At 58.9% G+C, this 23,931-nt stretch carries 23 protein-coding genes; 7 read left to right on the top strand and 16 right to left on the bottom strand.

The window, feature by feature from the left end; genetic code table 11:
* Positions 1 to 22: 22 nt before the first annotated feature.
* Positions 23 to 1,135 carry an RHS repeat-associated core domain-containing protein gene (locus BT119_RS09925; protein WP_072365558.1) on the bottom strand — a complete coding sequence of 371 codons (1,113 nt, stop codon included), beginning with the start codon at positions 1,133 to 1,135 and terminating at the stop codon, positions 23 to 25.
* 187 nt (positions 1,136 to 1,322) lie between these two features.
* Between BT119_RS09925 and BT119_RS09920 the strand changes: the two genes are divergently transcribed.
* Entirely contained in the window at positions 1,323 to 4,169 is a 2,847-nt protein-coding gene (locus BT119_RS09920) for a valine--tRNA ligase (protein ID WP_072365556.1), read from the top strand.
* 157 nt (positions 4,170 to 4,326) lie between these two features.
* Positions 4,327 to 5,313: a 23S rRNA (adenine(1618)-N(6))-methyltransferase RlmF gene (gene rlmF / locus BT119_RS09915; RefSeq protein ID WP_072365554.1), complete on the top strand. Its 987-nt coding sequence runs from the start codon at positions 4,327 to 4,329 to the stop codon at positions 5,311 to 5,313.
* 601 nt (positions 5,314 to 5,914) lie between these two features.
* Here rlmF and BT119_RS09905 read toward each other — a convergent pair.
* On the bottom strand, positions 5,915 to 6,196 hold the full coding sequence (locus BT119_RS09905; RefSeq protein ID WP_002552279.1) for an HU family DNA-binding protein: 282 nt from the start codon (positions 6,194 to 6,196) through the stop codon (positions 5,915 to 5,917).
* A gap of 393 nt (positions 6,197 to 6,589) precedes the next feature.
* Between BT119_RS09905 and yejK the strand changes: the two genes are divergently transcribed.
* Together yejK and BT119_RS09895 are read left to right on the top strand one after the other, a co-directional pair.
* Positions 6,590 to 7,591 (top strand): nucleoid-associated protein YejK, encoded by a 1,002-nt coding sequence (gene yejK / locus BT119_RS09900; protein ID WP_003365349.1) that lies wholly within the window; start codon positions 6,590 to 6,592, stop codon positions 7,589 to 7,591.
* 5 nt (positions 7,592 to 7,596) lie between these two features.
* A complete protein-coding gene (locus tag BT119_RS09895; RefSeq protein ID WP_054080679.1) occupies positions 7,597 to 7,947 on the top strand; it encodes a glutaredoxin family protein in 351 nt (116 codons plus the stop codon).
* 61 nt (positions 7,948 to 8,008) lie between these two features.
* Here BT119_RS09895 and BT119_RS09890 read toward each other — a convergent pair whose 3' ends face one another.
* The 4 genes from BT119_RS09890 to BT119_RS09875 form a co-directional block, all read right to left on the bottom strand.
* Positions 8,009 to 8,941 carry a glutathione S-transferase family protein gene (locus BT119_RS09890; RefSeq protein WP_072365552.1) on the bottom strand — a complete coding sequence of 311 codons (933 nt, stop codon included), beginning with the start codon at positions 8,939 to 8,941 and terminating at the stop codon, positions 8,009 to 8,011.
* A 64-nt stretch (positions 8,942 to 9,005) separates the two neighbouring features.
* Positions 9,006 to 9,347, bottom strand: a complete 342-nt coding sequence (locus BT119_RS09885; protein WP_003365356.1) for a GIY-YIG nuclease family protein — start codon at positions 9,345 to 9,347, stop codon at positions 9,006 to 9,008.
* Positions 9,340 to 9,831: a nuclear transport factor 2 family protein gene (locus BT119_RS09880; protein WP_072365550.1), complete on the bottom strand. Its 492-nt coding sequence runs from the start codon at positions 9,829 to 9,831 to the stop codon at positions 9,340 to 9,342. Before BT119_RS09880 ends, BT119_RS09885 begins: the two co-directional genes overlap by 8 nt.
* 87 nt (positions 9,832 to 9,918) lie before the next feature.
* Positions 9,919 to 10,362 carry a winged helix-turn-helix transcriptional regulator gene (locus BT119_RS09875; protein WP_058416390.1) on the bottom strand — a complete coding sequence of 148 codons (444 nt, stop codon included), beginning with the start codon at positions 10,360 to 10,362 and terminating at the stop codon, positions 9,919 to 9,921.
* Between the two features lie 48 nt (positions 10,363 to 10,410).
* On the opposite strand from BT119_RS09875, the gene BT119_RS09870 reads away from it, so the two are divergent.
* Positions 10,411 to 11,349 (top strand): aromatic alcohol reductase, encoded by a 939-nt coding sequence (locus BT119_RS09870; protein WP_003433615.1) that lies wholly within the window; start codon positions 10,411 to 10,413, stop codon positions 11,347 to 11,349.
* 42 nt (positions 11,350 to 11,391) lie between these two features.
* On the opposite strand, the gene BT119_RS09865 is transcribed toward BT119_RS09870, so the two are convergent.
* The 5 genes from BT119_RS09865 to BT119_RS09840 all read right to left on the bottom strand — a co-directional run bounded on the left by BT119_RS09865 (position 11,392) and on the right by BT119_RS09840 (position 16,952).
* The gene (locus BT119_RS09865; protein WP_042930392.1) at positions 11,392 to 12,621 is read right to left on the bottom strand and encodes a CynX/NimT family MFS transporter; all 1,230 of its coding nucleotides are present in this window, start codon (positions 12,619 to 12,621) and stop codon (positions 11,392 to 11,394) included.
* A 167-nt stretch (positions 12,622 to 12,788) separates the two neighbouring features.
* Entirely contained in the window at positions 12,789 to 13,553 is a 765-nt protein-coding gene (locus BT119_RS09855) for an amino acid ABC transporter ATP-binding protein (protein ID WP_003365366.1), read from the bottom strand.
* Positions 13,554 to 13,563: 10 nt separating this feature from the next.
* A complete protein-coding gene (locus BT119_RS09850) occupies positions 13,564 to 14,661 on the bottom strand; it encodes an amino acid ABC transporter permease (protein ID WP_003433619.1) in 1,098 nt (365 codons plus the stop codon).
* 10 nt (positions 14,662 to 14,671) lie between these two features.
* Positions 14,672 to 15,853, bottom strand: a complete 1,182-nt coding sequence (locus tag BT119_RS09845) for an amino acid ABC transporter permease (protein WP_003365371.1) — start codon at positions 15,851 to 15,853, stop codon at positions 14,672 to 14,674.
* A 70-nt stretch (positions 15,854 to 15,923) separates the two neighbouring features.
* A complete protein-coding gene (locus tag BT119_RS09840; protein ID WP_003365373.1) occupies positions 15,924 to 16,952 on the bottom strand; it encodes an amino acid ABC transporter substrate-binding protein in 1,029 nt (342 codons plus the stop codon).
* Between the two features lie 485 nt (positions 16,953 to 17,437).
* On the opposite strand from BT119_RS09840, the gene BT119_RS09835 reads away from it, so the two are divergent.
* Together BT119_RS09835 and rhlB are read left to right on the top strand one after the other, a co-directional pair.
* A complete protein-coding gene (locus tag BT119_RS09835; protein WP_072365548.1) occupies positions 17,438 to 18,097 on the top strand; it encodes an alpha/beta hydrolase in 660 nt (219 codons plus the stop codon).
* 115 nt (positions 18,098 to 18,212) lie between these two features.
* On the top strand, positions 18,213 to 19,670 hold the full coding sequence (rhlB, locus tag BT119_RS09830) for an ATP-dependent RNA helicase RhlB (protein ID WP_162490649.1): 1,458 nt from the start codon (positions 18,213 to 18,215) through the stop codon (positions 19,668 to 19,670).
* Between the two features lie 3 nt (positions 19,671 to 19,673).
* On the opposite strand, the gene moaE is transcribed toward rhlB, so the two are convergent.
* From moaE to BT119_RS09805, 5 genes are all read right to left on the bottom strand, one after another.
* On the bottom strand, positions 19,674 to 20,123 hold the full coding sequence (moaE, locus tag BT119_RS09825; RefSeq protein WP_058397465.1) for a molybdopterin synthase catalytic subunit MoaE: 450 nt from the start codon (positions 20,121 to 20,123) through the stop codon (positions 19,674 to 19,676).
* A 2-nt stretch (positions 20,124 to 20,125) separates the two neighbouring features.
* Positions 20,126 to 20,371 (bottom strand): molybdopterin converting factor subunit 1, encoded by a 246-nt coding sequence (gene moaD, locus BT119_RS09820; protein ID WP_003365381.1) that lies wholly within the window; start codon positions 20,369 to 20,371, stop codon positions 20,126 to 20,128.
* The gene (gene moaC, locus BT119_RS09815) at positions 20,368 to 20,853 is read right to left on the bottom strand and encodes a cyclic pyranopterin monophosphate synthase MoaC (RefSeq protein WP_003341741.1); all 486 of its coding nucleotides are present in this window, start codon (positions 20,851 to 20,853) and stop codon (positions 20,368 to 20,370) included. Before moaC ends, moaD begins: the two co-directional genes overlap by 4 nt.
* 115 nt (positions 20,854 to 20,968) lie before the next feature.
* Positions 20,969 to 22,363, bottom strand: a complete 1,395-nt coding sequence (locus BT119_RS09810; protein ID WP_003365383.1) for a PhoH family protein — start codon at positions 22,361 to 22,363, stop codon at positions 20,969 to 20,971.
* Between the two features lie 294 nt (positions 22,364 to 22,657).
* On the bottom strand, positions 22,658 to 23,836 hold the full coding sequence (locus BT119_RS09805; protein WP_054080675.1) for a polysaccharide deacetylase family protein: 1,179 nt from the start codon (positions 23,834 to 23,836) through the stop codon (positions 22,658 to 22,660).
* Positions 23,837 to 23,931 lie beyond the last annotated feature (95 nt).

Below are 23,931 nucleotides of genomic sequence, written 5' to 3'. Positions count from 1 at the left end.
GCTTAAATGTCTGGGCACTCTGCTAGCGTCGATTCAATTCAGCGCGGATGCTGGCTACCAACCGCCCCATGTCTGCCTCACGATGAATAAGTGAATTCAAGCTTTCGTCCAGTCGCCTATGTTCGCCCACTACTCCATCAATACTTTCCAGTATTTCGATGGAGGCTGCATGGGCTCGTCGGTTTCGAGCTACCGCATTTTGAAATTGGGAATAACTGGCGCCCGGCACGCGCGCCACGTCATCAAGAATTGATTGTGCTCGGCGACCAAGGCTTTTGATCTCTTTGTCCATTCCTTGCTTGATGTTCGCCGCTGAGCGTTCGAACTGTGCTGTGAAGGTGTCATTTTTGAGCATGGCAGGCGAAAGGTCTGTCTTGTTGCTCAACATCTTGCGAATAGTCAACAGTTCGTCTGGATCGCCTACATTAATCCACGGCTTTTTTATCAGCCCGAATACCTTTTCACGCATTGAACGGGATGTTTCCGCCAAATTGTTCGCAGCTTTTAACGGTAGGTTTTCGATTATCTTTGCCAATACTTCGTTGGGGAGACGTTGGAAATGAGTTTTCTTGGGAAACATGGTCAGCCCAAGCACCCTGAACGATGAGATATGCCCGCCCGGATCACTCCTGTTAACCGGATCCCCCTGACAGTAGGCATACGCATTCAGGCCTCCCCGTCCAAATGGACTCAGCGAGTCTGGTCGGTTGAAACGCATCAGCACCGGGTTGAACGCGCGGTAGCCGTTACCCAGCAGGTAATGCCCGGTCACAGGGTCCGCGCGCTCGCCGTTGAAGCCGGAAAACGGGCCGCCCTGTGCGCGATGTCCGTAAGGGCTATAAGCCAGCGGCTGCCGTTCCTGTGAACCCACAGCCTGCAGCACGCTGTTTTGCCTGTCGGTGCCCAGCAGGTCCACTCGCTCGGCAGCGCCGTCAGCCTCATACTCCGCCAACAAACGGTCCTCACCGTGAAACACACAACGGCGCGTTGCACCCTGTATCTCGACCGTCAGACGGTTCTTTTGATAGAACCGCGACAACGCCTCCTGCGCCTCGGGGTCGACAACGGCAATACGGTCCAGCGCGTCATAGCGATAGCGACACAGCACGCGTCTGGTTTCAGGCGTATCGTCCATGGCAGCGTCCGCCCTGCAAGTAAAGTCTGAATACCGATCATGCCGTCTGGCCGACACGCCTCCTACTGACAGAACTACCAGCTTGCAGCTTGCAGCTTGAAGCTCACAGCTACTCCTGTGGCTTGTCGCTGGCCGTCAGGTCTATACTTACCGGTTTCCGAATCAATGCCACAGGTTCCCGCCGCGCATGGACAAGACTTACCAGCCGCACGCCATCGAAACTTCCTGGTACCAGACCTGGGAGTCCGAGAACTATTTCGCTCCGCAAGGCGTGGGTGACTCGTACACCATCATGATCCCGCCGCCGAACGTCACCGGCAGCCTGCACATGGGCCACGGTTTCAATAACGCGATCATGGATGCACTGATCCGTTTCCGTCGCATGCAGGGCCGCAATACGCTGTGGCAACCGGGCACCGACCACGCGGGTATCGCCACGCAGATGCTGGTCGAGCGTCGTCTCGAAGCGCAAGGCGTAAGCCGTCATGAACTGGGCCGCGAGAAGTTTCTGGACAAGATCTGGGAATGGAAAGCCGAGTCCGGCGGCAACATCAGCCGTCAGATCCGCCGCCTGGGCTCGTCCGTCGACTGGAGCCGCGAGCGCTTCACCATGGACGACGGCCTGTCCGAAGCGGTCAAGGAAGCTTTCGTGCGCCTGCATGAAGACGGCCTGATCTACCGTGGCAAGCGTCTGGTCAACTGGGACACCAAGCTGCACACCGCTATTTCTGATCTCGAAGTGGAGAACCACGACGAGAAAGGCCATTTGTGGAACCTGCGTTATCCACTGGCTGACGGCGCAAAGACCGCTGAAGGTCTGGATTACCTGATCGTGGCCACCACCCGTCCGGAAACCATGCTCGGTGATGCTGCCGTTGCGGTGAACCCGCAGGACGAGCGCTACAAGGCGCTGATCGGCAAGTTCGTCGAGTTGCCTCTGGTAGGCCGCCTTATCCCGATCATCGCGGATGATTACTGCGATCCCGAGTTCGGCACCGGCTGCGTGAAAATCACCCCGGCCCACGATTTCAACGACTATGAAGTCGGCAAACGCCACAACCTGCCACTGCTGAACATTTTCGACAAGAATGCCAACGTATTGCCCGCCGCTCAGGTGTTCAACCTAGACGGCACGCTGAACGAAAGCGTCGACGGCAGCCTGCCCGCTGCCTATGCCGGGCTGGACCGCTTCGAAGCGCGCAAGCAGATCGTTGCCGCGTTCGACGCCGCCGGGTTGCTGGTCAGCGTTGATGATCACGCACTGAAGGTGCCGAAAGGCGACCGTTCCGGCACCATCATCGAACCGTGGCTGACCGATCAGTGGTACGTCTCCACCAAGCCGCTGGCCGAGCCTGCAATTGCCGCTGTCGAAGACGGCCGCATCGCGTTCGTGCCCAAGCAATACGAAAACATGTACTTCTCGTGGATGCGCGACATCCAGGACTGGTGCATCAGCCGTCAGCTCTGGTGGGGCCACCGCATTCCGGCGTGGTACGACGAGTCCGGCAAGGTCTACGTCGGCCGCGACGAAGCCGAAGTCCGTGCCAAGAACAACCTTGGGCCGGAAGTCGCGCTGCAGCAGGACAACGACGTGCTGGACACCTGGTTCAGCTCGGGCCTGTGGACCTTCTCCACGCTCGGCTGGCCGGAAAAGACCAAGGCACTGGAAACCTTCCACTCCACCGACGTGCTAGTCACCGGCTTCGACATCATTTTCTTCTGGGTCGCGCGGATGATCATGCTCACCATGCACCTGGTGAAGAACGAGGACGGCACGCCGCAAGTTCCGTTCAAGACTGTCTATGTGCATGGTCTGGTGCGCGATGGCCAGGGCCAGAAGATGTCCAAGTCCAAGGGCAACGTGCTTGACCCGCTGGACATCGTCGACGGTATCGACCTCGAAACGCTGGTAGAGAAACGCACCAGTGGCCTGATGCAGCCGCAACTGGCGAAAAAGATCGAGAAGCAGACCCGCCAGGAATTCGCCGAGGGCATCGCCAGCTACGGCACCGATGCCCTGCGCTTTACCTTCTGCTCGCTGGCGTCTACCGGTCGCGACATCAAGTTCGACATGGGCCGCGTCGAAGGCTACCGCAACTTCTGCAACAAGATCTGGAACGCAGCGCGCTACGTGCTGGACAAGGGCGAAGACTGCGGTCAGAACGGCGAAGCGGTCGAACTGTCGCTGGCTGATCGCTGGATCATCTCGCAGTTGCAACGCACCGAAGCCGAAGTGACCCGCCAGCTGGACCAGTTCCGCTTCGACCTCGCCGCCCAGGCGTTGTACGAGTTCATCTGGAACCAGTATTGCGACTGGTATCTGGAGCTGTCCAAGCCCGTACTGTGGGACGAAACAGCGCCGGTCGAGCGTCAGCGCGGCACACGTCGCACGCTGGTTCGCGTTCTGGAAGTCGCATTGCGTCTTGCGCACCCGTTCATGCCGTTCATCACCGAAGAAATCTGGCAGCGCCTCGCGCCGCTGGCCGGTGCGCAAGGCAAGACCATCATGCTGCAACCCTGGCCGGTGGCCAATGAAGCACGCATCGATCAAGCCGCCGAGGACGACATCGAATGGCTCAAGGGCCTGATGCTCGCCGTGCGTAATATCCGTGGCGAGATGAACATCGGTCCGGGCAAGCCGCTGCAACTGTTCCTCAAGAACGTCAGCGCCGAAGATCAGCGTCGTTTGAGCGAAAACGATTACCTGCTCAAGAAGCTCGCCAAGCTCGAATCCATGACCGTACTGACCGAAGGCGCGGAAGCACCGCTGTCCGCCACCGCGCTGGTCGGTGACATCGAAGTACTGGTGCCGATGGCCGGGCTGATCGATAAAGGGGCCGAACTGGCGCGCCTGGACAAGGAAATCCAGCGTCTGCAAGGCGAAGTGCAACGCGTCGGCGGCAAGCTGTCCAACGCCGCCTTCGTCGACAAGGCACCGCCTGAAGTCATCGCCAAGGAGCGCGCCAAGCTGACCGAAGCCGAACAGGCACTGGGCAAGCTGGCCGAGCAACACGCACGCATCGCCAGCCTGTAAGGTGGCCAGAAAAGCCAGCCCGATTATGGGCTGGCTTTTTGTTATCTGAACTTCTGTACTGACTTATTCGCGAGCAAGACCTGTCACGCCGAAGGCGACACGTCGCTTGCTCGCGAATAAGCCAGGCAACTCAACCTCACGGCTGACAATCGAATCCATGACCGATACCCGCAAACCACCGCGCAAGAAGCCTCAGCGGCCAGCCAAACCTGCTGCGCCGCGTGAAAAGGCCACCTTGCACCCGCGCAATCGGCATCAGGGCCAGTACGACTTTGCGAAGCTGATCAAATCCAGCCCCGAACTGGCAGCCTTCGTGATCCTCAATCCTTACGGCAAGGAAAGCATCGACTTCGCCAATCCGCAGGCGGTACGGGTGTTCAACCGCGCGCTGCTCAAAGCGTTCTATGGCATTGCCCATTGGGACATTCCGGCCGATTACCTGTGCCCGCCGATTCCGGGGCGCGCGGACTATCTGCACTTCCTCGCCGACCTGCTGGCTGAAGACCATGACGGCGTAATACCCCGCGGTGCATCCATCAAGGCGCTGGACATCGGCACCGGCGCCAATTGCATCTACCCGCTGCTGGGGCACAGCGACTATGGCTGGCAGTTCGTGGGTTCGGACATCGACAGCACGGCCATCGCGGCGGCTACCACGATCATCAAAGCCAATGGCCTCAGCAAGGCCATCAGCGTGCGCCAGCAGGGCAATCGCAAGCAGATCCTGCTCGGGTTGCTCGACAGCAGCGAACGCTTCCACATGAGCCTCTGCAACCCGCCCTTCCATGCTTCGCTGGAAGAAGCGCAGCGTGGCAGCCAACGAAAATGGCGCGCACTGGGCAAGGCGGATCCCAAGCGCAAGCTGCCGGTTCTCAACTTCGGCGGGCAATCTCAGGAGTTGTGGTGCGAAGGCGGCGAGATTGGCTTCGTGACCCAATTGATCCAGGAAAGCGCCACATTGCCGGGCCAGGTGGTGTGGTTCAGCACCCTGGTGTCCAAGGCATACAACCTGCCGCCGATCCAGAGCGCCCTGAAAAAAGCCGGCGCGCTTGAAGTGAAGGTAGTCGAGATGGGCCAGGGCCAGAAACAAAGCCGCTTCGTGGCCTGGACCTTCCTTGACAAGGCACAACGCACACCCCACTGATAAGGCTATCGTGCCGCATCGACGATCGTGCGACGCCACGTCGGCAGGCCTTAATCTCTACTATCGTTCGACGCCTCGTCGTCATGCCTTAGTCTCGATTATCGTGCGACGCTCCGCGTCGCATGCCGTTCTGGACGCTCTGCGTCCTCTCTTGAGTATGCAGTGCGGCACAGATCTGTGACGCGGAGCGTCACGCAAGGCATTCCCACGCTGGAGCGTGAGGAACGATAATCTCAACTACCGTACGACGCACCGCCGACATGCCTTAGCCTCGACTATCGTGCGACGCTCCGCGTCGCATGCCGTTCTGGACGCTCTGCGTCCTCTCTTGAGCATGCAGTGCGGCACAGATCTGTGACGCAGAGCGTCACGCAAGGCATTCCCACGCTGGAGCGTGAGGAACGATAATCTCAACTACCGTACGACGCACCGCCGACATGCCTTAGCCTCGACTATCGTGCGACGCTCCGCGTCGCATGCCGTTCTGGACGCTCTGCGTCCTCTCTTGAGTATGCAGTGCAGCACAGATCTGTGATCAGACGCCCACAAAAAAGCCGTGCCCGGTTAACCGGTGCACGGCTTTTTCACAGCAAGCGGTTGCTTACTTGTTGATCGAGTCGGTCAGCACTTTGGCTGGAACGAACTTGATAACTTTCTTGGCAGCGATTTCGATGGCAGCGCCAGTCGAAGGGTTGCGGCCAGTGCGAGCCGGACGCTCTGCAACTTTCAGTTTGCCGATACCTGGCAAAGTGATTTCCACGCCGTTTTCCAATTGGTCGGCAACAATTTGGCCCAATTGCTCAAGAGCATTACGCGCGGTGGTTTTTGGCGCGTCGATAGCTTCAGCGATATCGGCGATCAATTGGTCTTTAGTAAGAGCCATGGTGGTGTTCCTTCCCTATCAAATTCATTTGGATTGCAGAGCGCAACGTCGGCCCGTGGCCAGGCAATGAACCTGGCCACCCGCTAGCAGCCACGATTAATCGCGAAAGTGTAGATACTGAAACCGGGTAATGGTTCGACCTACGTGTGCGCTAACTGCATGCTTGACGCGCTAAGTGCGCAAGACCGCGCAAAACTAGCACAGAGCCGGGCAAATATCCGCCTCTACCTATCCTTTTGGTCAGGTTTTAATGCTAATTGCACAAAAAACACCCAGCAAACACTCGCTGCAGGCGAAAACCAGCCTGCCCCGGGCCATCAGGCGCATGCGTGCGTTACACTGGGCACCTTGCAACGAGCCGCACGCTCTTCACCTTTTTCAGCCGAGAAGCCCATGCCGATCCGTCACTGCATCGTCCACCTGATCGAGAAGAAACCCGACGGTACGCCCGCTGTTCTCCATGCACGCGACTCCGAACTCGCTGAGTCCCAGGCCATCGAGAACATGCTGGCCGACCTCAACGAAAGCTATAACGCCAAACAGGGCAAGGCATGGGGCCTGTTCCATCCCGAGTCCGGCGCACATCCATTCAGTGGCTGGCTGAAGGAATACATCGACGGTGGCAGCGACTTCACGGCGTTCTCGCGGGTGTCGGTCGAGCACCTGCAAAAGCTCATGGAAGAATCCAATCTGTCAGTGGGTGGCCACGTGCTGTTTGCCCATTATCAGCAAGGCATGACCGACTACCTGGCCATCGCCCTGCTGCACCACAGCGAAGGCGTGGCAGTGAATGCCGAACTGGACGTGACCCCGTCCCGACACCTGGACCTTGGCCAATTGCACCTCGCCGCCCGGATCAATATTTCCGAGTGGCAGAACAACAAACAGTCCAAGCAATACATCTCGTTCATCAAGGGCAAGAACGGCAAGAAGGTTTCCGAGTACTTCCGCGACTTCATCGGTTGCCAGGAAGGCGTGGATGGCCCCGGCGAAACCCGCACCCTGCTCAAGGCGTTCAGTGATTTCGTTGAAAGCGAAGACCTGCCGGAAGAATCGGCTCGCGAGAAGACCAAGACCCTGGTCGACTACGCCAGCAGTCAGAGCAAGATGGGCGAACCGATGGGCCTGGAAGAGCTGTCCGAGCTGATCGACGAAGATCGTCCGCGCGCGTTCTATGATCACATCCGCAACAAGGATTACGGCCTGTCCCCGGAAATACCGGCGGATAAGCGCACCCTCAACCAGTTCCGCCGCTTCACCGGCCGCGCCGAGGGCCTGTCGATCAGTTTTGAGGCCCACCTGTTGGGCGACAAGATCGAATACGACGAAACCGCCGGCACCCTGATCATCAAGGGGCTGCCGACGCAACTGACCGACCAGTTGAAGCGGCGGTAATCAACATGCTGCTGCGCACCCTGAAGAAGTTCGCCCTGATCATGCTGGTGGTAGTGATTTACCAGAACTGGGGCAGGATCGAGAATGTCGTCAACCCTCCCCCGGCAGACGTCGCGCAGCGCTACAGCCAGGCAAAAGTGGTGATGTACGCCACCGACTGGTGCGGCTACTGCAAGCAGACCCGGCGTTTTCTGGACAGCAAGGGGATTGCGTATCAGGAGTTCGACATTGAGAAGTCGGAAGAAGGCCGCAAGGCCTATGAAGCGCTGGGCGGCAGAGGCATCCCGCTGATCGACGTCAACGGCACGCTGATCAGGGGGTTTGACCCGGATCAGATACTGGCAGCGCTGAAGTAGCCTACCTGACTATTGTGCCAATGCTCTGCGTCCTCCTTGCGACGCAGAGCATCGTAGAACCTCAGCGCTTCTCGATCCGATAGCCCATTCTCGGGAAGTGTACGTGCACGACACCTGCACGTTCGTCCTCGCGGCGCAGGATCAGTTCTTCGCGGCCGGTAAATACCAGCTCGCCCTCAACCGCTTCGACGCCATAGTCGACTGCAGAAACCGCGACCTTGTCGCCTGCCTTGAAGCCATTTGGATCGACGAAGGTTTCATCCGGTAACGACGCAGGCGTGGCGTTTCTGGCGATGTCGATGGCATCTGCCGAGCTCAGGTCGCTGAACGTGCCATGGCCAAAACCCAGCACACGATCGAGCCAGGCCCTGACACTCGGATAATCATCGACAAAGGGTGCAGTGACCGGCGTCTGCTTGAGAAACCACAATGTATGGGCGACCGAGAAATCGGCAATCGACGGTACGCCGAACAGGAAGTCACCGCCGTGCGAGAGTTGCAGTTCCAGACGCGACATCAGCGTAGGCCATTGATGTTTGACCTGCTCCACAGGCGGGCGCGACGCAGTGCCGCCGTTGAACAGCGTCGAACGGTCGGCGACGAACGCCTTGGCGGCGTCTGGTGGCACCTTGGCAAAGCGCACAGCCATTGATTCAGGCTGAAACACCAGGCTCACGGCATGCATGAACAACACCGAATCGGCCCAGGCGGCCAGGCCGGTAACCGTGAACTCCTGTCCCTTCGGATAAAACGCTGGCGACGCTTTTTCCTGCTCCAGACGCCGCGCCATCAGCGCAGTGTCACAGTAGATGTCCGCACCCGCCTGCAACACCGGGGTTCTGCGATAACCGCCCGTCAATGCAGTCAGGTCAGGCTTGGGCATGATCGAAGGGATAGTCACCGAACGCCATGTGAGGCCTTTGAAGCCCAGCATCAGGCGGGCTTTTTCGGCGAACAGCGAAGTGGGGTAGTGGTGAAGGATCAACTCGGACATGTTCAGCCTCTGTGCACATGGGAAAAACACAGCTTAACCCGCAGCACCCTGCCCGCACACAGCCTCAAACTGATGGGACGGCATCACGCTCATGGATCGATGACGTTGCGTAGCTGGCAGCCAACGCCTCTTTGGCGCTTTTTTTGAGCTTCTTGATCAGCCGCTCATGGCGCAACGCCTCGCCCTTGCTGGGCCATTGTTCAACGTAGACCAGTGCCATCGCCGGACTCGAAGAGAAAAAGCGCGCGCCCTTGCCGCTCTGGTGCATAGCGAATCGGCGCTGCGGATCATCACTGATGCCACAGTACAGCGAGCCGTTGGCAGCGCGCACCAGATAGACAAACCAGGGTTTGCCGACCGCCTGTTCGGCAGTCGGCGCACTCGCGGTGCTGGCAACCTCAGGCACGGCGATTCTCTGAAAAGGTCTTCAGACCCTTGAGCGCCTGAGCCCTCACGGCGTTGCGTACCAAAGGCGTCCAGCCAAGCAACAGGCCCTTAAAACCCAAGGCCTGACGCGACCAGCGCCATATGTCGAAATGATCGTGATGCTCGCAGATCTTGCCATCGCGGAACATGAACCGGGCCTGAATATCGTTCACCACCGTGCGCCCGGTCTGACTGAACAGGTACGTCGCCACCCAGTGCGCGCTGCCAGTCTGGTCATCGGCTCGCACCTGATCGAAGACCACCGAGAAATTCTTCGCCCGGGAAGTCAGCATGCGCCACATGTCGCCGACCTGAGCGCCACGCAATTCACCAAAGGCCGGGTCGCTGAACAGCACGTCATCGGTATAACAGGCACTCATCGCCTCGGCATCCAGCTGCGCAAACGCCTCATAAAAGCGGGTGATCAGTGCGCTGTTGGCCTGACTTTGTTCCTCGTAGTTCATGCGTGCACATCCCTTGGCGAATTATCCGTGCACGATAAGCGGCGCCGCTGAAAATGGCGAGGGTTGATGGCGCATCAGCCATCACTTTTACCTGTCCGCATAACGATTTCGCGCTGCACTGAACGCCTCTGAATTTTCAATCACCCAAGTCCACAGCGGAATCATTTGTACCAGCAGCCCCATGCCCAGGTCGGTCAACGAATATTCCACCCTGAGCGGCTTCTCGCAGTAGTCATGGCGGGTGATCAACCCGTCCTGTTCAAGCTGGCGCAAGGTATGAGTGAGCATGCGCTGGGTGACACCGTGCAGCTTTCGGCGCAATTCGGCATGGCGCAAAGGGCTGCTGAGGCCGAGGGCATGTACCACGCCCAATGACCAGCGGTTTCCGGCGTGGCCGAGAATATCGCGCTTGAGACCATCCTCATCATCGCTGAGCGCAGCACAGGCCGCTTCGGAGCGTCTGACCACTTCCTGCGCGTCCAGCCCGCCCGGTATCACCGATGTGCCTACTTTTTGTATGTCGACAGGCATGCCAGCATCTCTCCCGCCTGAATTGAAAGACTGTCCAAAGGGGTCACCATGCAAGCCGATAACGCAAACGTCAAACAACGCATTCTGGTAATAGGCGCAGGAGAGCTTGGGCTCGCCGTGCTGCGAGGGCTGGTCGAGAAAGCCGGAGCATATGACTTGAGCATTGCCGTGCTGCTACGCCAAAGCAGCTTGAGCACTCAAGCGCCCGCCAAGCGTGTGGAAATCGAAGAAATCCGCGCGCTGAACATTGCCATCGAAACCGCCGATCTGGCCGATGCCACCGTGGACGAACTAGCCACTGTCATGAAGCGCTATGACACGGTAATCAGTTGTGCGGGTTTTGCCGCTGGCCGGGGCACTCAACGCAAACTGACCGATGCGGCGCTCAAGGCCGGCATAAAACGCTACCTGCCCTGGCAGTTCGGCGTTGACTACGACCTTATCGGCCGGGGCAGCCCTCAGGATCTGTTCGATGAGCAACTCGATGTACGAGAAAAGCTGCGCGCCCAGCAGCAAACCGAGTGGGTAATCGTTTCGACCGGTATGTTTACAAGCTTCCTGTTCGAACCCGCGTTCGGTGTCGTCGATCTGCAAGGCGGTCGGATCAATGCGCTGGGCAGCCTCGATACGGCCGTGACAGTCACCACCGCAGAGGACATTGGCAGGCTGACTGCTGCCATCGTGATGCACGAGCCGCGCATAGTGAATCAGGTGGTGTACACCGCTGGCGACACATTGACGTACGCCGGGCTGGCCGATCTTGTGGAGCGTGTCACGGGGCGCGACATCGAGCGGCACGTATGGAGTGTTGCGCAGTTGCAGGCCGATCTGACGGAAATGCCGGATGACAATCTGCGCAAATACCGGGCAGTCTTTGCCATGGGCCGAGGCGTGGCATGGGACGTCGCCCGTACCTACAACGCGAAATCAGGGCTGAGCGTCACCAGTGCCGAACAATGGGCCCTGGCCAATCTGGCTCAGACCTGAAGCAGCTCAAGCCCGGTCCGAACGATCAACAATCATCGAAAATCAAACCTTCTCGCTACTGACCTGCACCTGCAGCGCCCGACCGGCACCCATGCCCGCGATGATGGCGCCCAGCCCGAGTACCGCGAAGATCCAGCCAATCGCGCTCCAGCTGCCGGTCATGTCATGCACCACGCCCACGGCAAACGGGCCGGTCGAGGCGATGGTGTAGCCGAAGCCTTGCGCCATGCTCGACAGATTGGCAGCGACATGTGAGTCACGCGAGCGCAGGACGATCAAGGCCAGCGCCAGACTGAACGTGCCGCCCTGCCCGATCCCCAGCAGGATCGCCCAGCCCCACAGACCGCCGAGTGGCGCGTACAGGCAGCCGAACAGGCCGATCAGGGTCAGCGACATGACCAGCATGATCGCCAGACGCTGATCCTTGCCGCGTGTGGCCAGATAGGGCACCGCCAGCGCGCTGATGACTTGCGCGATGATCGAGCCGGACAGCAGCAGACCGGCCTGGGTCGGCGTCAGGCCGCGACCGATGAGGATCGACGGCAACCAGCCGAAAACGATGTACGACAGCGACGATTGCAGGCCCATGTACAGCGTGACCTGCCAGGCCAGTGGATCACGCAACAAACCGCGGACCCGGTAGACATCGCGATGCGTGCCATGCACCTCACGCGCCTGCGGAAGCCACAGCGCTGCGGCAATCAGCGCAGGAACCAGCCAGAAACCCAGGCCAATCTGCCAACTGCCACCAACGTACTGACTCAGCGGCACCGTCGAACCCGCTGCAATTGCTGCGCCCAGGCACAAGGCCATGGTGTAGACACCGGTCATGGCTCCGGCCTTGCGCGGGAAATCACGTTTGACGATACCCGGCAGCAGCACGCCGATGATTCCGATGCTCGCGCCCGCCAGCAGACTGCCGGAAAACAGCCCGATCTGGCCAAACAGACTGCGCACTGCCAGACCTGCTGCCAGCGTCAGAAGCACCACCAGAACCACGCGCTCACTGCCAAACCGGCGGGCAAGAATCGGTGCCAGCGGCGCGAACAAGCCCAGACACAGGACCGGCAAGGTGGTCAGCAGTCCGGCTTCGGCGGCGGACATGCCGAGGCTGTCTGAAACTGTATTGAGCAGTGGCGCAATGCTGGACAACGCTGGGCGCAGGTTGAGGGCAACCAGCACCAGGCCCAGCAACAGCAGCCAGGGGCGCTTCAAAGCAGAATGGGGTTGATCGGTAGTCGGTTGGGGGCTGGGTTGAGCCTTGGCAGTCATCAGTTTCTCGGTCATCAGGTATGTCGACCCTTTTCAGGGGGTCGGTATCCTGTTGGAGAATCATCGCGAATACAAGGTTCAGCGTAATTGCATACAACCCGAACAGCACCGACAGGCATAAAAAAACCGGGCACATGGCCCGGTTTCCTTGTTCAGCAGATGTCCACTCAGTGGATGATCTGACTGAGGAACAGCTTGGTACGGTCGCTCTGCGGGTTATCGAAGAAGTCGTTCGGCGCAGCCTGTTCGACGATTTCACCCTTGTCCATGAAGATCACCCGGTTTGCCACGGTACGGGCAAAGCCCATCTCGTGGGTTACGCACAACATGGTCATGCCTTCTTCAGCCAGGCCGACCATGGTGTCGAGCACTTCCTTGACCATTTCCGGGTCAAGCGCCGAAGTCGGCTCATCGAACAGCATGATTTTCGGCTTCATGCACAAGGCACGGGCAATCGCCACACGCTGCTGTTGACCACCGGAAAGCTGACCCGGAAACTTGTGGGCCTGCTCCGGAATACGCACACGCTCCAGATAGTGCATGGCGATTTCTTCAGCCTTCTTTTTCGGCATGTTACGCACCCACATTGGCGCCAGCGTGCAGTTCTGCAGGATGGTCAGGTGCGGAAACAGGTTGAAGTGCTGAAACACCATGCCCACTTCACGGCGAATGGTTTCGATCTGCTTCAGGTCCGAGGTCAGCTCGGTGCCGTCGACGATGATACGACCCTGCTGATGCTCTTCCAGACGGTTGAGGCAGCGAATGGTGGTCGACTTGCCCGAACCCGACGGGCCGCACAGCACGATACGTTCACCCTGACGCACATTCAGGTTGATGTCCTTGAGTACATGGAACTGGCCGTACCACTTGTGTACGCCCTCCATGCGGATCATGCCTTCAGCGCCCAGAGGCTTATTGATAACTTCACTCATCACAAAACTCCTAACGCTTGTGGCCTGTGTCCAGCTTACGTTCCAAATGCATGGAATAGCGGGACATACCGAAACAGAAGATCCAGAACACCAGGGCCGCGAAGACGTAGCCTTCAGTGGCCATACCCAGCCATGCCGGGTCGGCGGTAGCCTGCTTGACGCTGTTGAGCAGGTCGAACAGACCGATAATGATCACCAGACTGGTGTCTTTGAACAATGCAATGAAGGTGTTGACGATGCCGGGAATAACCATCTTCAGCGCCTGCGGCAGGATCACCAGCCCCATGCTGCGCCAGTAACCCAGGCCCATCGCCGAGGCTGCTTCGTACTGCCCCTTGGGAATGGCCTGCATGCCGCCACGCACCACTTCGGCAATGTACGCGGACTGGAACAGGATGACGCCGATCAGCGCACGCAGCAGCTTGTCGAAGTTCATGCCCTCTGGCATGAACAGCGGCAGCATGACCGACGACATGAACAGCACGGTGATCAGCGGCACGCCGCGCCAGAACTCGATGAACGTCACGCACACCACGCGCACAGCGGGCATGTTTGAGCGACGACCGAGCGCCAGAACTATACCCAGCGGCAAGGCACCGACGATACCCACGGTAGCGATCACCAGGGTCAGCATCAGACCGCCCCACTGGCTGGTCGGTACGTTGGTCAGACCGAACGCGCCGCCATGCAGCAGGTAGAACGCAACAACCGGATAGATCACCAGGAAGGCGATACCGTAGACAGCCTTGCGCGGAAACTTCGAAATGAACAGCGGCGCAGCGCCGACGATCGCCAGGATAGCGGTCAGGTCGACCCTCCAACGCAGCTCATTGGGAAAGTAGCCGTACATGAACTGACCGAAGCGCTGCTCGATGAACACCCAGCAGGCGCCCGCCTTGGTGCAGTCTGCCTTGGTCGTGCCGACCCAGTTGGCGTCCAGCAGGGCCCAACTGATGATAGGCGGCACGACCAGATAGATCAGATACAGGGAGAACAGGGTCAGCAGGGTGTTGATCCAGCTGGAGAACAGGTTCTGCCGCATCCACGCCATCGGGCCGAACACTTTGCCCGGTGGTGGCATATCAGGTTTGAAAGTATGAGTTGTCATGCGCTTTTCCTCACCGCTCGATCAGCGCAATGCGCTTGTTGTACCAGTTCATCAGCAGGGAAATGCTGATACTGATCGCCAGGTACACACTCATGGTGATGGCAATGACTTCAATCGCCTGCCCGGTCTGGTTGAGCACCGTACCGGCAAACAGGGAAACCATTTCCGGATACCCGATGGCTGCTGCCAAAGAAGAGTTTTTCGCCAGGTTCAGGAACTGACTGGTCAGCGGCGGAATGATCACGCGCAGCGCCTGCGGAATGATCACCTTGCGCAGCGTCGGCCCAGGGCGCAGGCCCAGTGAGCGGGCAGCTTCGGTCTGGCCGTGGCTGACCGACTTGATGCCGGAACGCACGATTTCAGCGATGAACGCCGCGGTGTAGATGGTCAGTGCCAGGGTCAGGGAGATCAGTTCAGGGATCAGCACCCAGCCGCCCGTGAAGTTGAAGCCCTTCAGTTGTGGCAGTTCCCAATGCACCGGGCTGCCGAAGATCAGCATGCTCAGACCGGGGATGACCAGCAACAATGCCAGGCCGACCCAGAACTTGTGAAACGGCTGGCCAGTGGCTTCGAAGCGTTTGTTGGCCCAGCGCACCATCATGACGATGGCGATCACGGCAACAACCAGACTGACCAGGAATGCCCAGGCGCCTTCGGCAGGCAACGCTCTGGGCATGTTAAGCCCGCGGCTGCTGACGAAGAACATGTCCAGATAACCATGCGCCTGACGCGGACCGGGCAGCGTGAGGAATACGGCGGTGTACCAGAACAGGATTTGCAGCAGTGGCGGAATGTTGCGGAAGACTTCGACATACACAGTGGCCAGCTTGCTGATCATCCAGTTCGGAGACAGACGAGCGACACCAATGACAAAGCCCAGCAAGGTCGCCAGGACAATACCGATAACCGACACCAGCAAGGTATTCAGCAAACCGATGACGAACACACGGGCATAACTGTCCGCTTCGCTGTAGTCGATCAGGTGCTGAGCAATACCGAAACCGGCACTGTTCTCAAGAAAACCGAAGCCCGAGGTAATACCACGGTGTTGCAGGTTGGTCTGGGTGTTGTCGAAGATGAACCAGCCCAACGCGATCACCGCCACGACAGTGATGATCTGAAATAACCACGCGCGCACTTTCGGATCGCTCAGAGAGAGCTTTTGCTTGGGTGCGACGATTTGCTTTTCCATGAAATGCCCCAGGAAAAATCCAACAGAACAACGCCCGACAGGCTGGGAAGCCTGTCGGGCGCCGGGTCAATCAACGAATAGGTGGAGCGTACTGGATGCCACCGGCATTCCACAGGGCATTCTGACCACGCTTGATTTTCAGCGGGGTGCCTTCGCCCAGGTTGCGTTCAAACACTTCGCCGTAGTTACCGACCTGCTTGACGATCTGCACGACCCAGTCTTTCGGCAGCTTGAGGTCCTTGCCGTAAGTACCGTCGGCGCCCAGCATACGGGCTACGTCGGGGTTCTTGGTCGACTTGGCTTCAGCTTCAACGTTCTTGGAAGTGATTTTGGCTTCCTCGGCGTTGAGCATGGCGAACAGGGTCCAGCGAACGATCGAGAACCAGTCTTCGTCGCCTTTACGCACGACTGGGCCCAGAGGCTCCTTGGAGATCACTTCAGGCAGAACAATGTAATCGTCCGGCTTGGCCAGCTTGCTGCGCTGTGCGTAGAGCTGCGACTGGTCGGAAGTCAACACGTCGCAACGGCCGCCTTCCAGCGACTTGGCGCTTTCGTCAGAGGTGTCGAAGGTGATCGGGGTGTATTTCAGGCCGTTCGAACGGAAGTAGTCGGAGACGTTCAGCTCGGTGGTGGTACCGGCCTGGATGCAGATGGTTGCACCGTCCAGTTCCTTGGCGCTTTTCACGCCCAGCTTGTTGTTTACCAGGAAGCCGATACCGTCGTAGTAGGTAACGCCGGTGAACACCAGGCCCATGCCCGCATCACGGGAACTGGTCCAGGTGGTGTTACGCGAAAGGATATCGATCTCGCCGGATTGCAATGCGGTGAAGCGCTCCTTGGCGTTCAACTGGCTGAACTTGACCTTGGTGGCGTCGCCGAACACAGCGGCTGCAACGGCGCGGCAGACGTCAGCGTCGATACCGGTGATCTTGCCGGTGGAGTCCGGAACGGAAAACCCTGGCAGGCCATCGCTGACGCCGCACTGGATGAAACCCTTCTTCTGAATAGCGTCAAGCGTGGCACCGGCGTTGGCAGCCCCGGTCACACCGAATGCGGCCAAGGCGGTGACGACAGCCAGGGTAGATTTCAACATCTTCATTCAAAAACCTCCAGTTTGCTCTTTGTTGTGTAGGTGTCTCAGTCGCGTCGCACCTTTGTGAGGCGCTAATGACCCGTGCTGGCTTATTTTTGGGTCATGCAACGCTGGGCCTGAATCATGAATTGCCTGCAGGATCATCCCGTCATTCGTCTTCATCATTCAGAATCGGCCCCGTGGACTGAAACCCCATGATTTTCCCGGACCGGAGCGGTACAGGTTGAATCGTGCCGCGAATCCTGACGCATGGACTCCCGAGCTGCTTTTCGATCGCTATAAGTAATAGCCTTATAGTGTTACCGAACGATGTGAGCGACTCGACTCCAGTCCTGCTGTAGCAAAGCCCGTACCAGCATGCTGGCTAAGTCGAATTAGCGACAGGTCAAGACAAAAACTTGTAACCTTGCGACATCTTCTTTCATTTTTAATCTACCCGCGCACCTTATTAATGCGCTCAAAAAGAGCCCGCGCACACAAATGGAGCAGTCATGAGCGATTCTTTGATCATTGAACCTTCCAGCCCCGCCGACGCCTGCGTTATCTGGCTGCATGGATTGGGTGCCGACCGCTATGATTTTCTGCCGGTCGCCGAGGCGCTGCAGGAGTCGTTGCGCACCACCCGCTTCGTACTGCCTCAGGCACCGACGCGCGCCGTGACCGTCAATGGCGGTTATGAAATGCCCAGCTGGTATGACATCAAGTCCATGAGTTCAGAGGCCCGGGCCATTGATCATGATCAGATGGAAGCCTCGGCGCAGAAGGTGCTGGACCTGATCGAGCAGCAGCGCGACAGCGGCATCGACCCGGCGCGAATCTTCCTGGCCGGTTTTTCCCAGGGGGGCGCGGTGGTCTTGCACGCTGGCTACCGTCGCTGGCAGGGCCCATTGGGCGGCGTACTCGCGCTGTCCACTTATGCCCCTACATTCAGCAACGAGATGACCCTGTCGGCGAGTCAGCAACGCATCCCGGCCTACTGCCTGCACGGCAAGCACGACGCGGTTGTGCATTATCCAATGGGCCGCGCCGTCTACGACCACCTCACCGCCCAGGGTGTAACCGTTCAATGGCAGGAATACCCAATGGAGCATCAAGTGTTACCGCAGGAAATTCGCGACATCGGCGTCTGGCTGGCTGAACGGCTTCGCTGAAGCGCTCTGAGCCCCTTGCGACGGACCGCTTTTGTAGCTCGCCATGGATGGCACTACGCCGAGCACGGTTCTTGCTTTACACTGCTCGGCGTACATTCCTTAACCAATTGATGAGATGACCGTGCTCAAAGCACTTAAAAAGATGTTCGGTAAGAGCGAGGCTGAGCAGCCTGCGCCTACTCCGATAACCTCTATTCCCACCTCTCCCGCTGCCACAGGCGACACACCGGATCATGCTGTCCAGACTCAGGCTCTGGACACGACCAGCGAGCCCTCCAAAGCCAGAGCGCCGCGCACCGACAAGCCGAGGGCCGAGCGCCCGCGTCGCGAGCGCGTGACAAAACCGCCCGCGCCGGCCTGGAAACTCGAAGATTTCGTCGTCGAACCCCAGGAAGGCAAGACCCGCTTCCACGACTTCAACCTCGCGCCTGAACTGATGCATGCGATTCAGGACCTGGGTTTCCCGTACTGCACACCGATCCAGGCGGGCGTACTGGGCTTCACCCTCAAGGGCAAGGATGCGATCGGACGCGCCCAGACCGGCACCGGCAAGACCGCTGCGTTTCTGATCTCGATCATCGAACAGCTGACCCAGACGCCGCCGCCTGCAGAACGCTACATGGGTGAGCCGCGCGCGCTGATCATCGCACCGACCCGCGAGCTGGTGGTGCAGATCGCCAAGGACGCCGCCGACCTGACCAAGTACACCAACCTGAACGTCATGACGTTCGTCGGTGGCATGGACTTCGACAAGCAGCTCAAACAACTCGAAGCACGGCACTGCGACATCCTGGTCGCCACGCCTGGCCGCCTGCTGGACTTCAACCAGCGCGGCGAAGTGCATCTGGACATGGTCGAAGTGATGGTCCTCGACGAAGCCGACCGCATGCTGGACATGGGCTTCATCCCGCAGGTACGTCAGATCATTCGTCAGACGCCGCACAAGGGTGAGCGCCAGACCCTGCTGTTCTCCGCGACCTTCACCGAGGACGTGATGAACCTCGCCAAGCAGTGGACGACGGACCCTTCGATCGTCGAGATCGAATCGCTGAACGTTGCCAGTGACAACGTCGAACAGCATATCTATGCCGTCGCCGGCGCCGACAAGTACAAGCTGCTCTACAACCTGGTGACCGACAACGGTTGGGAACGGGTGATGGTCTTCGCCAACCGCAAGGACGAAGTCCGGCGCATCGAAGAGCGTCTGGTGCGCGATGGCGTTAACGCGGCGCAGCTGTCAGGCGATGTGCCTCAGCACAAGCGCATCAAGACCCTTGAAGGCTTCCGCGAAGGCAAGATCCGCGTGCTGGTCGCCACCGATGTGGCCGGTCGCGGCATTCACATCGACGGCATCAGCCACGTGATCAACTTCACCCTGCCCGAAGTGCCGGACGATTATGTGCACCGCATCGGCCGTACCGGTCGCGCCGGCGCCGATGGCGTGTCGATCAGTTTTGCCGGTGAGGATGACTCTTACCAGTTGCCCGCCATCGAGGAAAAACTGGGCCGCAAGATCAGTTGCGAGACACCGCCGACTCATTTGCTCAGGGCCGTGGTACGCAGCAACGCCTGATGCTTACTTCCAGCGATCAGCCGCTTGGTGATCGCTGTGACGACCTTCCACCCAGCGCGTGCCTTCTGACGTGTTTTCACGCTTCCAGAACGGCGCGCGGGTCTTGAGGTAGTCCATGACGAAATCACAGGCTTCGAACGCCGCCTGACGGTGCGCGCTGGCAACGCCGACGAACACGATCGGCTCGCCAGGCTCCAGCGCTCCTACCCTGTGCAACACATCGACGCGCAGCAACGGCCAGCGCTGTTCGGCCTCGGTAACGATTTTTGCCAGTGCCTTTTCGGTCATCCCCGGATAGTGCTCCAGAAACATGCCGGACACTTCGCGCCCGTCATTGAAATCCCGAACATAGCCGACAAAACTGACCACTGCGCCGATGCCGAGGTTGGCAGCATGCAGCGCGTTGACTTCAGTGCCTGGGTCGAAGGCTGCCGCCTGGACGCGAACGCTCATCATCAACCTCCGGTCACGGGCGGAAAGAACGCGACTTCATCGCCATCGGCCAACGGCTCGGTCGGCTTGCACAGTTCCTGGTTGCGAGCACACATCAGGTTCTGTTCGGCAAGCACCTGCCAGGCCTCGCCACGCTGCAGCAGCGTCTGGCGCAACGCATCCAGCGTAGCGAACTCGCCTTCGACGGACTCGTTGTCCACGCCCAGGACTTCACGGTAACGAGCAAAATACTGGACCTGAACCTTCATGACGATACCTGTGCCTGATCGGCAATGAAGTGACCGCTCTTGCCGCCCAGCTTCTCCAGCAGCCGGACCGACTCGATGACCATGCCCCGGTCTACGGCCTTGCACATGTCGTAAATGGTCAGCGCGGCAACGCTGGCGGCCGTCAGGGCTTCCATTTCCACACCGGTCTGCCCGGCCAGCTTGCAGCTCGCGGTGATGCGCACGGCATCATCACCCTCAGCGGCGAGGTGGACCTTGATGCTGGTGAGCATCAATGGATGGCAAAGCGGGATCAGATCGCTGGTTTTCTTCGCCGCCTGAATACCGGCGATACGTGCGACGGCAAACACGTCACCCTTGGGATGACCACCGCTGACGATCATTTGCAGCGTCGTCGGCAGCATGCGCACAAAGGCTTCGGCCACCGCCTCACGGGACGTCACGGCTTTATCCGTGACATCAACCATATTGGCGCGACCCTGGGAATCGAGATGAGTGAGCACAACGTTACTCCTTGGCAGAAGCAAGAAGTGTAGAGGGAGTGGCAGTTACACGCTACAAGCCGTGAGCTGCAAGCAAGGAACCCATTCACACATGGGCTCCCCGCATGCATCTGATTTACAAATGACTCTCCGCGTATTCGGCCAGTATCGAGCGAGGCACGCCCTGCAGGGTGATGTGCACGCCGTTCGGGAAGTCCTTGAAGCGCTCCGTCAGGTAGGTCAGCCCGGAACTGGTGGCCGACAGGTAAGGGGTGTCGATCTGCGCCAGGTTGCCCAGGCAGACCACTTTGGAACCGGCACCGGCACGCGTGATGATGGTTTTCATCTGGTGCGGGGTCAGGTTCTGGCATTCATCGATCAGAATCAGACTTTGCTGGAAGCTGCGACCTCGAATGTAGTTGAGGGATTTGAACTGCAACGGCACCTTGCTGAGGATGTAATCGACACTGCCATGGGTGTTTTCGTCATCCATGTGCAGCGCTTCGAGGTTATCGGTGATAGCGCCGAGCCACGGCTCCATCTTCTCCGCCTCGGTGCCGGGCAGGAAACCGATTTCCTGATCCAGCCCCTGAACGCTGCGGGTGGCGATGATGCGCCGATAGCGCTTGGTGACCATGGTCTGCTCGATGGCAGCGGCCAGGGCCAGAATGGTTTTACCCGAGCCCGCAGCGCCTGACAGGTTGACCAGATGAATATCCGGGTCGAGCAACGCAAACAGCGCCAGCCCCTGATAGATATCGCGCGGCTTCAGCCCCCAGGCCTCCTGATGCAGCAAAGGCTCCTGGTGCATGTCGAGAATCAGCAGTTCGTCGTTCTTGACGCCTTTGATCCAGCCGACAAAACCCTGCTCATCGACAATGAACTCGTTGATATGAACCGCCGGCAGCATTTCAGTGAGCTGCACGCGGTGCCAGGTACGACCACGCTCCTGACGCGTATCGACCTTGCTGACGCGGTCCCAGAACGAACCGGTCATGTCATGGTAGCCACGCGACAACAGTGAAACGTCGTCGACCAGTTGGTCTGTACTGTAATCCTCGGCAGCAATGCCACAGGCGCGCGCCTTGAGGCGCATGTTGATGTCTTTGGTCACCAGCACGACGCTCAAGTCCTTGTTGCGCGCATGCAGGTCAATCAATTGGTTGATAATGATGTTGTCGTTCAGGTGCTCGGGCAGCAGGCTGTTGGGTTCCTCGCGTTTGCTCATCAAAATCGACAGGTAGCCCTTGAGCACGCCTGTACCACGATCGATGGGCACGCCCTTCTCGACTTCCTCAGGCGAAGCTTCGCCCAGGGTCTTGTCGATCAGACGGATGGCCTGACGGCATTCGGCAGCAACCGAATGTTTACCGGCCTTGAGTTTGTCCAGTTCCTCCAGAACCGTCATGGGGATGGCGACGTGGTGTTCTTCGAAGTTCAGCAGTGCGTTTGGATCATGAATCAATACGTTGGTATCGAGCACGTAAAGGATTGGCTGGTTGGTGGAAGGGGTGCGTCCGTGGTCATCCATACTCGCTCACCTTTGTAGAAGCCGGGCGACGCAGAACCACGACAGTACTGCGCCACGAAAAGGCCGCCGGATTCTCCCCTTCAGGCAGGGCAGAAATGTCGCTCAAGGTGGGTCTTGGAAGACGCCACCTGTGTTGCAGGTTTCGGCGGTCTGTATTCGTAATACAGCAAAAGGGATGACAGAAAAAAGCTCTTTGACAGTTTTTTGAAGTTTATTTCACAGCCTGACGAATAGGACTTGGCGGACGTACCCCGCACGTTTAAAGTCAGAAGTCCACCCACGCCGAATCTGCCTTCATTCCCCTTCCGGCGCAGCCTCTTCACTGCTCTGCAGCCCTTGTTCTTCGGGCGCTTCAGAGATATTTCGGCAATCGTCCCAGATCAACTCGCTTTGCGCGGTATTGGCCAGCAGCAGTGGCAGCGCCGACTGCGCCTTGTTGGCCACATCGTGGAATACCACCGTCCCTTTGCGCCAGAGCAGCATGAGGGTCAGTACACGGTCGCCCACCTGCTCTGCAGAAAGCCTTCCGGTGTCGTCTTCGGCGTCGATATTCCACAATGACACGCGCAAATGCTCGGTGCGGAAGAAGTTGCCGCTGTCGGCACGTCGATGGCCATAAGGAGGGCGAAACAGCGGCACGAAGTTGTCCGGCAACACCTGCTGAACCAGTGCCGCGCTGCGTTGCACTGAATTCTGCCAGTCCAGCCACTGACTGTGCGAACGGTACTCCCAGCCCTGGATGCCCACACACTGCTGGCGATACAGCGCCTGCAAACCTGCAACCGACGTGCTTTCGAGACGCTCCTGAAGACTCTTGCCCAGCACGAAGAAGGTGGCGGTCATTTTCTGCTGGCGCATAAAGTCAGCCAGCCAGTCGGTACCACCGTCGGCCGGGCTCGGGCCACTTTCGAAGTTGAGCATGAAGGTGCGATCCGGCATCTCGTCGCCGCTCATCTCATCGGAGTTGTAGCGTTCGATCTCGCTGCTGGTCTGCGGAAACAGGGCTGCCATGAACAGCAGCTCGTTCAGGTAACGCTGGTGGAATGCGGCGCTGGGTCTGGCCCAGTTGGCATAGAACGAATCGTTGGATACCTGGTATTCCTCGGCGCGCTGCCGCAACTGATCCATGTCCTCGACCAGCACACAGAAATTGGCGTCCTGCTCACAGCTCTTCTGTGCGTTCTGGTAGTTCTCCAGCAACCGCAGCCACAGCCGATGACGAACCACATTCAACGACGGCACGTTGACGAAGCGCAGGCCGAGGCGCTGCTTGAGGCCCTCCTCGTCGAGCTTTTCGCTCAGGTACAACTCGTGGGCAAAGGCGAGGATCTCCGCACGCGACGCGACGTCGAACAACCCCGGCGTCTCGAGCCGTTCAGGCCAGACGCTGCGGTCAATGGTGGCGATGACCGGCGCTGCCGCCTGCGCCTGAAGCCAGAACAGACCTGCACACACTGCTAAAACGATACGCAAACCCGATGTCCTCTCGATCAACCATTAACGTCATGACCAGCGCGCCACTATAGCTGATATGCGCCGGGCTTCTTATGTCGGCGCGCATACAAAGC

This window comes from Pseudomonas sp. NFACC10-1 (assembly GCF_900119195.1).
Lineage (GTDB): Bacteria > Pseudomonadota > Gammaproteobacteria > Pseudomonadales > Pseudomonadaceae > Aquipseudomonas > Aquipseudomonas cerasi.
The sequence above is the reverse complement of the archived record's forward strand: the minus strand, read 5'-3'. Positions and strand labels throughout refer to the sequence as shown.